The 11,058-nt window shown below is 48.4% G+C and carries 10 protein-coding genes and 1 tRNA gene; 9 read left to right on the top strand and 2 right to left on the bottom strand.

Going from position 1 to position 11,058, the window contains the following annotated elements; translation table 11 throughout:
- Positions 1-62 precede the first annotated feature (62 nt).
- The 4 genes from dnaA (at position 63) to Q0502_RS02505 (ending at position 4,041) form a co-directional block, all read left to right on the top strand.
- Complete coding sequence (dnaA, locus tag Q0502_RS02520) at positions 63-1,466, top strand: chromosomal replication initiator protein DnaA (RefSeq protein WP_298646744.1); 1,404 nt, start codon at positions 63-65, stop codon at positions 1,464-1,466.
- Positions 1,438-2,718: a metallophosphoesterase gene (locus tag Q0502_RS02515; RefSeq protein ID WP_298646743.1), complete on the top strand. Its 1,281-nt coding sequence runs from the start codon at positions 1,438-1,440 to the stop codon at positions 2,716-2,718. The genes dnaA and Q0502_RS02515 overlap by 29 nt, the downstream gene beginning before the upstream one ends.
- Before the next feature lie 40 nt (positions 2,719-2,758).
- Positions 2,759-3,385 (top strand): ribonuclease HII, encoded by a 627-nt coding sequence (locus Q0502_RS02510; protein ID WP_298646740.1) that lies wholly within the window; start codon positions 2,759-2,761, stop codon positions 3,383-3,385.
- A gap of 110 nt (positions 3,386-3,495) precedes the next feature.
- Positions 3,496-4,041: a hypothetical protein gene (locus tag Q0502_RS02505; protein ID WP_298646737.1), complete on the top strand. Its 546-nt coding sequence runs from the start codon at positions 3,496-3,498 to the stop codon at positions 4,039-4,041.
- Positions 4,042-4,342: 301 nt separating this feature from the next.
- Here Q0502_RS02505 and Q0502_RS02500 read toward each other — a convergent pair whose 3' ends face one another.
- Positions 4,343-6,466, bottom strand: a complete 2,124-nt coding sequence (locus Q0502_RS02500; RefSeq protein ID WP_298646734.1) for a Tex family protein — start codon at positions 6,464-6,466, stop codon at positions 4,343-4,345.
- 72 nt (positions 6,467-6,538) lie between these two features.
- On the opposite strand from Q0502_RS02500, the gene radA reads away from it, so the two are divergent.
- Both radA and Q0502_RS02490 read left to right on the top strand, forming a co-directional pair.
- Complete coding sequence (gene radA / locus Q0502_RS02495; protein WP_298646731.1) at positions 6,539-7,906, top strand: DNA repair protein RadA; 1,368 nt, start codon at positions 6,539-6,541, stop codon at positions 7,904-7,906.
- 222 nt (positions 7,907-8,128) lie between these two features.
- Positions 8,129-8,199, top strand: a tRNA-Cys gene (locus tag Q0502_RS02490).
- 83 nt (positions 8,200-8,282) lie between these two features.
- On the opposite strand, the gene Q0502_RS02485 is transcribed toward Q0502_RS02490, so the two are convergent.
- A complete protein-coding gene (locus tag Q0502_RS02485; protein ID WP_298646728.1) occupies positions 8,283-8,615 on the bottom strand; it encodes a hypothetical protein in 333 nt (110 codons plus the stop codon).
- Positions 8,616-8,812: 197 nt separating this feature from the next.
- Here Q0502_RS02485 and Q0502_RS02480 point away from each other — a divergent pair, with 197 nt between their 5' ends.
- From Q0502_RS02480 to Q0502_RS02470, 3 genes are all read left to right on the top strand, one after another.
- Positions 8,813-9,388, top strand: coding sequence for an adenylate kinase (locus Q0502_RS02480; RefSeq protein ID WP_298646725.1), 576 nt, complete (start codon positions 8,813-8,815; stop codon positions 9,386-9,388).
- A gap of 2 nt (positions 9,389-9,390) precedes the next feature.
- The gene (obgE, locus tag Q0502_RS02475) at positions 9,391-10,545 is read left to right on the top strand and encodes a GTPase ObgE (protein ID WP_298646722.1); all 1,155 of its coding nucleotides are present in this window, start codon (positions 9,391-9,393) and stop codon (positions 10,543-10,545) included.
- Positions 10,546-10,554: 9 nt separating this feature from the next.
- On the top strand, positions 10,555-11,058 hold a 504-nt coding region (locus Q0502_RS02470; protein ID WP_298646719.1), incomplete at its 3' end, for a polyphenol oxidase family protein.

The following is an 11,058-nucleotide window of genomic DNA, read 5'->3' as shown; positions in this document are numbered from 1 at the left end:
ATTTTTTTATCTCGTTTTTTTTTTGAAAATTTGTAATCCGTTTGCGAAGAAAAAGATCACCAATGAATAAGGAGTGCCGACTTTTATGGAATAATTGTTTGAATGTTATTCGGGACAATATCCCCGAACCGGCGTTCAATACGTGGTTTTTACCCATTGTTCCGCTAAAGTACCAGGATCATGTGTTTACCGTACAGGTTCCCAGTCAGTTTTTTTACGAATATCTGGAAGATAAATACCTCGATCTCATTCAGCATACACTTTATCGGGAAATAGGAGAGGGTACTATCCTCAATTATCGTATTCTGGTAGAGACTGAGAGTAATACGGCGGTTGAACTTCGCGGGGAGAGCAAGTCTTATGCGGGAGCCGACAGGAACACGGCCGGCAAGATTTCTACGAAAGTACCCAGCCCTTTCGACAGGGTGGAGACATCCGAATTCGACTCCCAGATCAACTCCAAATATACTTTTCTCAATTTTTTTGAAGGCGAAAGCAACCGGCTTGCGCGCACGGCCGCTGAAGCAGTTGCCATGAATCCGGCAAAGACGGCGTTCAATCCGTTGTTTGTACACGGGAACTCCGGTGTCGGGAAGACGCACCTCTGTCATGCTATCGGATCGAGGGTGAAGGACCTCTACCCTGATAAGAAAGTGCTCTATCTATCTGCCCATCTGTTCAAAGTGCAATACACCGATGCCCGCCGGTTCAACACCATCAATGACTTCATCAATTTCTACCAGAATATTGATGTCTTACTGATCGATGATATTCATGAATTGTCGGGATTGGAGAAAACGCAGAACACTTTTTTCCACATTTTTAATCACCTGCATCAGAATAATAAGCAACTGGTCATGACTTCCGATTGCCCGCCCATGAATATGCAAGGTGTGGAAGAACGGCTGCTTACCCGTTTTCGCTGGGGACTTACCACCAAACTGGAACGTCCCGATAAGGAGCTTCGCAAAAAGATCCTTCAGAATAAGGTGCTCTCCGATGGACTTACCATCCCCGGGAACGTGATCGAGTTTATCGCCGAGAACGTCACCGAGAACGTACGTGATCTGGAAGGGATCGTAGTCTCCCTTATGGCGCATTCCATCATCAACAATCGAGAAATCGATCTGTCGCTGGCCCGGAGAGTAGTGGAACAAAGCATTAAATTTGAAAAGAAGCGTATCACTGTGCAGAAGATACAGGATACAGTATCGGACTTCTATCATGTCAAGAAGGAGCTCATCCAGTCTGTATCCCGTAAACGTGAAATAGTACAGGCACGGCAGGTGACCATGTATTTTATCAAGAAACATACTGAACTGTCTCTTTCGCAAATAGGTGTACAGGTGGGTAACCGTAACCATGCCACCGTACTTCATGCCTGCAATACGGTTAAGGATTACTATGAAGTGGACAAAGGATTCCGGTCCGACATCGATGAGATCGAAAGTTTGCTTAATTCATGATATAGGGGCTGTCTTTATTCTCTTATTCACCCTCTTTACCGGATGTGCCTCTTCGGGAGCCCCCGGAGCGGTAAAGATCGCCGTGATCACCGACATTCATTTTCTCGACACTCTGCTTGCTGCCGAAGGAGAATCTCTTTTTGCGTACGAGAAGGCGACCGGCAGAAATATAACCGATTTGCATGCGGTGCTGGATGCGGTACTGGATGATTTAAAGGAGGAAGCGCCTGATCTGCTGCTGGTGACGGGAGATATCACCAATCACGGGGAGAAACAAAGCCACCTTGGTTTTATTGAGAAACTCCGACTGTTGCAAAGCCGGGGAACCCGTATTCTCGTGATTCCCGGAAATCACGATATCAATATCCCCGACGCGAAAGCTTACCGGGGCAATCAGGCTACTCCGGCCGAAACTGTTTCAAAAGAGGAATTTGTGGAACTGTACGCTCCGTTCGGTTATTCAGATGCGTTGAAAAGGGATAAGGCTTCATTGAGTTATCTCGCGGAGATCAATGAGGGTGTCTGGCTCCTCTGTTTCGATACCAACCGGTATGAGGAGCACACAACAACCTCTGTTACCGGGGGACGCATCCTTCCGGAAACAATGGACTGGGCACTTGATATCCTGTACGAAGCGAAAGAAAAAGGAATTACAGTATTGGGGATGATGCATCACGGTCTGGTGGAGCATATGCCCTATCAGGCGGCTTTCTTTCCCCAATATCTGATCGATGAGTGGGAGAAGAATGCCGGCCTCCTTGCCGATACGGGATTAAAAGTAGTCTTTACGGGACATTTTCACGCCAATGATATCACTATGCATACCTCTTCTGCCGGGAACATTCTTTATGATGTGGAAACCGCTTCGTTGGCGCAATACCCTTTTGCCTACAGGATCATGGAGTTGAATGATACCGGGCTTTCGATCGATACCCGCTTTGTCGCCGCTATTCCCGGAAATGCTGATCTGGCAGCCGTATACCGGGATAAATTGGAGGCTATCACCCGGCGGGTGGCAAGGAACCGGTTAGACGGGTTGGATATACCCATGCCGGAGGAGACGCTCGATGCACTCACCGATGTGATCGTGAAGCTGAACCTGATACATGTGCGGGGCGATGAGAAACCGGATATGGCCCTGAAGATGGCGATCCGCATTTTTGCCGACCTGATGGGCAGCGAGGCCGATCAGGATTCATTCGCGTTCGATTTTCCGCCGGAAGATAACCGGGTGGTAATTCCTTTTCAATAGAAAATTCTGAATTTTGAATCTTGAATCTTGAATTATAGTTATGAAGAGGAGTAAAGCTAAATTCGATCCTTTGATGATCTGCATGGAACCGGGCCGTTTGGAGGCGGGATGTGATGAAGCCGGGCGTGGTTGCCTGGCAGGACCTGTTTTTGCTGCGGCGGTGATTCTGCCTCATAATTTTCATTGCGACGGATTGAATGACTCTAAACAGCTTTCGGAGAAAGAACGGGCTAAATTACGGATAATCATCGAAAAAAAAGCGCTGTGTTATGCTGTGGAAGCCTGCTCTCCGGCAGAGATCGACGAGATCAATATCTTATGGGCTTCCGTAAAGGCGATGCATCGCGCTTTAGCTCATCTGGCTATACCTCCTGAACATATTCTGGTGGATGGTAACCGTTTCCGTCCTTTCGGCAACATATTCCATACCTGTGTGATCAAGGGAGATGCGAAATACCGTTCTATTGCTGCCGCTTCGATCCTTGCAAAGACATACCGTGATGAATATATGCAGCAACTCCATAAAGCACATCCCGCATACGACTGGCACCGCAATAAAGGATACCCTACCAAAGCGCATCGTGAGGCGATCAGTCAGTATGGTATTACGCCCCACCACCGGAAGAGTTTTCGGCTTATTGAACCACAATTGATATTGGATTTTTGAAAAGTACTGTAAACAAAATGAAAAAGAGGTTGTTGTAATAGAAACTGCGGCCGAATTGAAACGCCTCAGAAGTAAATAACATTTATGTAGAATCACTAAAACTTCAAGAAATGAAAAAAATTTTGTTTAGTACTGTATTGATTTTTGCCTGCTCTATAGGTATTGCTAGTGCTCAACTTCAGAAAGGCAGTACGCTGGTAGGCGGTGGCATCGGAGATCTGAAACTGGGATTGGGAGATGACAACGTTTTCAATATTACCTTAACCCCGCGTGTAGGTTATTTTATTCAGGATAATGTGGCCATTGGTGGAAAGGTGGGTCTGAGCTATACGGCTCAACCGGGCGATGATGCGTATGGGTACAATGTGAACGCGTTCGGTCGTTATTATTTCGGAGAAAGAGAATTTGATACGCTACTGAGACAAGGTCGTTGGTTTTTGGAAGCAGGAGCAGGAATTGGGGGTGCCAGAGGTGCCGATGTCGGTTTTAATGTGAATTTCGGTCCGGGTTATTCTTATTTCCTGAGTGAGAATGTGGCCGTAGAAGGTTTATTGCTTTACAATGGGACATTCGGATCGGGTAGTTCCAACGGATTGTCTTTGAATGTAGGATTTCAGATATATTTTCCTTCTTCACTCTATAAAAATCTCAAGTAAGATATTATCAATTCGTCGGCAGAATCCTTGTGTTACTGCCGTCTGAAACGAGCATGAACATCATTACACTCAAGAAGATGAGTAAAGCGAGTTCACTAAAGTTAGACTTTTTCTGCACTCGGCAAAGTAAATAAATTTACTCTGCACTCGTTTAACGAAAAAGTTCCATACGATGTCTTTGAAAATAAGTAGTTTAATCGTATGAAATATTTTTTACAGCAAAAAGAGGGTACGTCACCAAGGTGATGCTATTCTCTTTTTGCATTTGTATTAATCCAGCCAGCTAATCCCCTTCCTGCTTTTACACATTTTTCATGCTTAATTGGATCCGTTTGCGTTCCAAATCGACTGACAACACCCTGACCTTTACATGTTGATGAAGGGAAACCACTTCGGTGGGGTTGGAGATGAAGCGGTCGGCCAGTTCCGAGATATGTACCAGCCCGTTTTCCTTGATGCCCACATCCACGAAACAGCCGAAATTGGTGATGTTGGTAACGATGCCCGGCAGTGTCATTCCCTCTTTCAGGTCGTTAATGGTGCGGATACCGGGGTCAAATTCCAATACCTGCACCTTGGTGCGCGGATCCCGTCCCGGTTTTTCCAGTTCCTGCAATATATCCGTAAGCGTCTCTTCGCCCACGGTTTCCGTTTTGTACCGGTTAATGTCGATAGTCTCGATCAGAGGTTTGTTTCGGATCAGCTCTTTCACTGTGCATTGCAGGTCTTTGGCCATCCGTTCCGCAATTGCATAACTTTCGGGATGTACGGCGGAATTATCCAGCGGGTTTTCCGCATCGGGAATGCGTAGGAATCCTGCGCATTGTTCAAATGCTTTCTCGCCCAGACGCGGTACTTTCTTCAGTTCCTTGCGCGAACGGAACGGGCCGTTCTCCGCGCGGTAATTCACGATATTCTGCGCCAGTGCCTCGCCCAATCCCGATACGTAGGTGAGCAGGTGCTTGCTGGCCGTATTGAGGTTCACTCCCACGAGATTCACGCAGTTCTCCACTGTCTGGTCGAGCGAGCGCTTCAGTTTCGTCTGGTCCACATCATGCTGGTATTGGCCTACACCGATCGACTTGGGATCGATCTTCACCAGTTCGGCAAGCGGATCGCTCAACCTCCGTCCGATGGAGACGGCCCCGCGCACCGTTACATCATATTCGGGGAACTCTTCGCGGGCTGTCTTCGAGGCGGAATAGACCGATGCGCCGCTTTCGCTCACAACGAACACTTTCACCTCTTTCTCATACCGCAGGTTGGTAATAAAGCGTTCCGTTTCACGGCTTGCCGTACCGTTCCCGATAGCGATGGCATCGATGCGGTAGGTGGAGACCAGTTTCACCACTTTGCTTGCCGATTTGGTAAATTCGTTCTGCGGAGGATGTGGGTAGATGGTCTCGTTATGCAGCAGGTTCCCCTGTTCGTCTAAGCAAACTAACTTGCAGCCGGTGCGGTAACCGGGATCGACACCAAGGATGCGTTTCTGTCCCAAAGGGGGAGCCAGAAGCAACTGGCGCAGGTTTTCCGCGAAGACGGCGATAGCCGCTTCGTCGGCCTGCTCTTTGGAGAGGTTGGCAAATTCAGTTTCTATGGAAGGTTTTAGTAAACGTTTGTAGCCGTCGGTCACCGCATCTTCCACCTGGTCAGCCGCTTTGGTATCATTTTTGGCATAGCGCGGCACAAGCCTGTCGAGGCATTTTTCATCATCAGGGGAAATGGACACCCGCAGAAATCCTTCTGCTTCACCACGGCGAATCGCTAAGAGGCGGTGCGACGGACAACGTGACAAGGGTGCGGAAAAATCGAAATAGTCCCTGTATTTCTCCCCCTCTTCCTCTTTTCCTTTCATAACTTTTGAGGTGATCACCGCATCGCGGGCAAATATATTTCGCACTGTCTGGCGTGCATGGGCATCTTCGTTCACCCATTCGGCAATGATATCGCGTGCCCCTTTCAGCGCTGATTCCGCATCGGGCACATTCTCATTGAGATATTGCGCAGCTTTTGTTTCTACTGAGCCGTTCTGTTGTGTCATCAACCATTCGGCGAGAGATTCCAGTCCGTTCTTGCGCGCAATTTCAGCACGGGTCTGCCGTTTTGGTTTATAGGGCAGGTAGATATCTTCGAGTTCTGTGCTGTCCCAGCAACCGGTGATCTGTTTTTCGAGCTCCGGAGTCAGTTTCTCCTGTTCCGAAATCGACTTGAGTACATACTCCTTTCGTTTCTCGAGTTCCAGGTACTTTTCATTCAACTCTTTTATATTGGATATCTTCACCTCATCCAATCCTCCTGTCACCTCCTTCCGGTAGCGACTGATAAAAGGGATGGTGGCCCCTTCTTCCAGCAGTTTGATACTGTTCTCTACATTTCTGATAGGAATATTCAGCGATTTGGAAATGAACGTATGAATAACTGACATCTGTGATCGATTTATATACGATACAAAAGTACAAGAAATTTCTCTATCTTTACCTCTCTAAACAACGACTACATGGCGAAACTGAAATCTGTATATTTTTGCTCCAGTTGCGGGTATGAATCTCCCAAGTGGATGGGGAAATGCCCTGCCTGCGGTGAATGGTCGACCTTCGTAGAGGAACTGGTACGTAAGGATGCTGCTGCGAAACAGGAAGATACCCGTTCTTTCAGGGAGGTGAAGAGCCAGCCAATGGCGCTGAGCGAAATCAAGGCCGACGAACTGCCGCGGATCGATATGAACGACGGGGAATTGAACCGCGTGCTGGGCGGAGGGTTGGTGCCGGCATCGGTCGTGCTGGTCGGTGGAGAACCGGGCATCGGGAAATCGACATTGGTATTGCAAACCATTCTGAAACTCAGTGGCGTGAAGTCTCTCTATGTTTCGGGGGAAGAGAGTGCAGGACAGTTAAAATTGCGTGCCGACCGGATCGGTATAAAAAATGATGACTGTCTGATCGTATGTGAGACCAACCTCGATGAAATTTTTAAGCATGTCAGGAAGGTGGCTCCGCAACTGTTGATCATCGATTCCGTACAGACCATATACAATGAGGCATTGGAGTCGTCTCCCGGCAGCATTTCTCAGGTGCGCGAATGTGCTTCGCTGCTGCTTAAATTTGCCAAACAGTCGGGTACACCGGTGTTGCTGATCGGCCATATCACCAAGGAGGGGAGCATAGCGGGCCCCAAAATCCTGGAACATATGGTGGATGCCGTGTTGCAGTTTGAAGGGGACCAACACTATATGTACCGTATCCTTCGTGCCGTAAAGAACCGGTTCGGCAGCACTGCGGAGTTGGCGATTTATGAAATGAACCGGACAGGATTGCGCGAGGTGAGTAACCCGTCGGAACTCCTGCTCACCCAGAACCATGACGGCCTGAGCGGCGTAGCCATTGCCGCAGCCGTTGAGGGCGTCCGCCCTTTCCTGATCGAAACGCAGGCGTTGGTAAGCACCGCTGCGTACGGTACGCCCCAACGTTCCGCTACCGGATTTGATATCCGGCGGATGAACATGCTGTTGGCCGTCCTCGAAAAGCGGGCCGGGTTCAAGCTGGCGCAAAAGGATGTCTTCCTGAATATTGCCGGCGGCTTGCGTGTGAGTGATCCCGGTATGGATCTCGCGATCATCAGCGCCGTGCTTTCGTCCAGTCTCGATATGACGGTCGAGAACGACACCTGTCTCTGCGGCGAGGTGGGGTTATCCGGCGAGATACGACCTGTGCACCGCATAGAGCAGCGCATTCAGGAGGCCGAAAAACTGGGCTTTTCGCGTATCCTTGTCCCTTTCAACAATCTGAAAGGATTCAATAAAAAGATGAAGATCGATGTGCAGCAGGTGAAAAAGGTGAGCGACGCTTTCCGGCTCTTGTTCTCGTAGGGCTACGGATTGCCCGGAAAGGTTGTCTTGGGAAATGCAGAAAATCCCTCGCGTAACCTGATTTAATTGTCACTGCAGGGAACTTTGTCCGAAAAAACAGCCCGGGGGTAATGTGAAAAATAAATTGATAAAAAAGGAGCGATGAAGAAAAAGAAAAAGCGAAGGATTCTTTTTATAAATCAAAAAAATATCCTACCTTTGCAGCCTATTTTGAAGGCAATTGGTACCTTGGCCGAGTGGTTAGGCGCCGGTCTGCAAAACCGTCGACGGCGGTTCGAATCCGCCAGGTACCTCAAAATAAAAAATCCAACGCTGCTTGTTCAGTGCTGGATTTTTTTACTTTTGACATTCAGCGTATGTCTGTGTTTCTTTTTTGTTAGACGGCCGGATCGGTATCGTCCGCAGCTTTCTCTTTTTTGAATGCGTCGGCCACCCTGCCGAAATTCTCTTTCCATGAATCGGCTACCGAGGCAAAAAAATTGCCTGCGCTCTCTTTCACCACATCCCACTTGGAATCTGCGATTTGTTCATACTCGTCCAGTTTTGCAGACAGGTTATTTTTGATCTCCTTCAGATTCTCGAGTCGTTCGCGATACTCTTCTTTCGCTTCATCTGCGATTTCGCCTGCTTTATCTTCCAGTTTGGAGATGTAGTCGGCCAATTCATTCACCACATCGTGCGTTTTCTGTTTGAATTCGTCTTTTTTCATTGTAGAGGGTGTTAATGTTCACAAGTTAGTCGTTTCTTTCTATAAACATATGATGAGGAGATTGGTTCATTAGCATCTCATTTAGCTTAACGAAAACGTTCATTAATTTCAGAAAGAACAGCCAGGATGAAAAGGGGATAGCATCTACCGGTAAGAAGATAAAAAATCGTATCTTTGCAACTTAATGAAAGAGGGCTATGTTGAATATAGTGATTTTTGGAGCTCCCGGATCGGGAAAAGGAACACAAAGCGCGAAACTGGTTGAAAAGTACGGACTCAAACACCTCTCCACTGGAGAAATACTGCGTGACGAGATCAAAGCGGGCACAGAACTGGGAAGGCTGGCAGATACCTATATGTCGAGAGGGGAACTTGTGCCGGATGAACTGGTGATTGATATATTGGAAGGTTTGATCGGGAAAAACGGGCATATTAAAGGATTTGTTTTTGATGGATTTCCGCGTACGCTCGCTCAGGGGGAAGCACTGGGTAAGATGCTTCAGAAGCATGGCGAGGATGTACATGCCGTTGTCAACCTGGAGGTAGACGAAAAGGAATTGATCGATCGCCTGCTGAAACGGGGTGAGATCTCGGGCAGGAAGGATGATAACCGGGAAACCATTGAATCGAGGCTGAAAGTGTACCATACACAGACTGCACCCCTTAAAGAGTTTTACCGGGCACGCGGAATATTAAAAAAGATTGAAGGGGTTGGCTCTGTCGACGAGATCTTCCGTTCCATCGAAAAAGAAATTGACACGTTAGTGAAGTAAGAATGGCGGAAATAAATTTTGTAGATTACGTAAAGATTTTCTGTAGATCCGGGAAAGGAGGGCGCGGTTCAGCCCATCTGAGAAGAGAAAAATATATCCCGAAGGGGGGGCCCGACGGGGGTGACGGGGGTGACGGAGGAAATATTATACTCCGTGGCAATCGTAATTACTGGACATTGCTCCATTTGCGGTATCAGCGGCATATCTTTGCCGGACACGGTGAAGGCGGCTCGAAGTCCCAGCGTTCCGGGAAAAAGGGCGAGAGTAAGGTGATTGAAGTGCCTTGCGGTACTGTCGCCTATGACGCGCATACCGGAGAGTATTTGTGTGATATCACGGAAGACGGACAGGAAGTGACCTTGTTGAAGGGGGGCCGTGGAGGCCAGGGCAATGTTCATTTTAAGTCGGCTACGAATCAGACACCCCGCTATGCGCAGCCGGGCGAACCGTATGAAGAGCGGTGGATAATCCTTGAGTTGAAGCTGTTGGCGGATGTGGGATTGGTTGGTTTTCCGAATGCGGGGAAGTCTACCCTGCTTTCGGTGGTGTCGGCCGCAAAACCGAAGATCGCCAATTATCCCTTTACCACACTCCAACCCAATTTGGGTATTGTGGAATATCGTGACGGAAAGTCGTTTGTGATGGCCGATATCCCCGGAATTATCGAGGGTGCCAGTGAGGGGAAAGGGCTTGGCCTGCGATTTCTCCGGCATATAGAGCGTAACTCTTTGTTACTCTTTGTTATTCCTGCCGATGCGGACGATATCCGGGAAGAGTACCATATTTTGTTGAATGAACTGACCCAGTACAATCCCGAGTTGCTGCATAAAACACATCTGTTGGCCATATCGAAAGCGGATATGCTCGATGAGGAGCTGATGCAGGAGATGGCATTCGGCCTGCCTGATATTCCTTACCTGTTTATCTCTTCCATTACGGGGTATGGAATTCCGGCGCTGAAAGATATGCTGTGGCGCGAACTGAATTCGGAGGATTATGTTCCGATATCGGCATCGCGCGATACATTGGTTCACAGGAAGCTCGATCTCTCCGGGCTGACATTTGAGCCGGAAGAAGAATTTCCCGGCGGTGACCCTTTGCTTGGGGAGGAAGAGGAGCCGGAGGAGGACGACAATTACACCGAGGAGGATTTTTAACGTTTAGAGATGAAACCACATCCCCAGTACAGCAATCTGCTTCTGTTCGATCTGTTCGACAGGGAGAAGAATATTGTTCATTTCACTACTACCCGCGCGGGTGGGGTGAGCGACGGTTCCTTCTCTTCCTTTAATATGGGGAATTTCTCGGACGACAGTCCATTGAATATAAGTGAGAACCGGGAAATACTTGCCCGCATGTTCTATATGGATATAAGTCAGTTCATCATTCCCCACCAGACGCATGGGACCAACGTGTTGACGGTAGACAGGAACTTCCTCAGCCTCGATTATGCCGATGCCATCGAGACCCTGTACGGGGTTGATGCGACCATTACGGGAGAGAAAGACATTTTCTTGTGTGCCACCACCGCTGATTGTGTACCGATCATTCTGTTCGACAGGCGGAATGAGGTAGTTGCGGCTATACATGCGGGATGGAGAGGCACTGTAGGGCGTATTACGGAAAAAACCGTCCTGGAGATGGAACGGCAATTCGGTTCTTCACCGGCC

This window comes from uncultured Proteiniphilum sp. (genome assembly GCF_937873925.1).
Lineage (GTDB): Bacteria > Bacteroidota > Bacteroidia > Bacteroidales > Dysgonomonadaceae > Proteiniphilum.
The sequence above is the reverse complement of the archived record's forward strand: the minus strand, read 5'-3'. Positions and strand labels throughout refer to the sequence as shown.

What these genes read in the sequence shown, in the direction of transcription:
- Q0502_RS02480 (WP_298646725.1), top strand. Translation starts at nt 8,813, where the DNA reads ATGTTGAATATAGTGATTTTTGGAGCTCCCGGATCGGGAAAAGGAACA.
- Q0502_RS02510 (WP_298646740.1), top strand. Translation starts at nt 2,759, where the DNA reads ATGAAGAGGAGTAAAGCTAAATTCGATCCTTTGATGATCTGCATGGAA.
- Q0502_RS02505 (WP_298646737.1), top strand. Translation starts at nt 3,496, where the DNA reads ATGAAAAAAATTTTGTTTAGTACTGTATTGATTTTTGCCTGCTCTATA.
- dnaA (WP_298646744.1), top strand. Translation starts at nt 63, where the DNA reads ATGAATAAGGAGTGCCGACTTTTATGGAATAATTGTTTGAATGTTATT.
- obgE (WP_298646722.1), top strand. Translation starts at nt 9,391, where the DNA reads ATGGCGGAAATAAATTTTGTAGATTACGTAAAGATTTTCTGTAGATCC.
- radA (WP_298646731.1), top strand. Translation starts at nt 6,539, where the DNA reads ATGGCGAAACTGAAATCTGTATATTTTTGCTCCAGTTGCGGGTATGAA.
- Q0502_RS02485 (WP_298646728.1), bottom strand. Translation starts at nt 8,615, where the DNA reads ATGAAAAAAGACGAATTCAAACAGAAAACGCACGATGTGGTGAATGAA.
- Q0502_RS02500 (WP_298646734.1), bottom strand. Translation starts at nt 6,466, where the DNA reads ATGTCAGTTATTCATACGTTCATTTCCAAATCGCTGAATATTCCTATC.
- Q0502_RS02515 (WP_298646743.1), top strand. Translation starts at nt 1,438, where the DNA reads ATGAGATCGAAAGTTTGCTTAATTCATGATATAGGGGCTGTCTTTATT.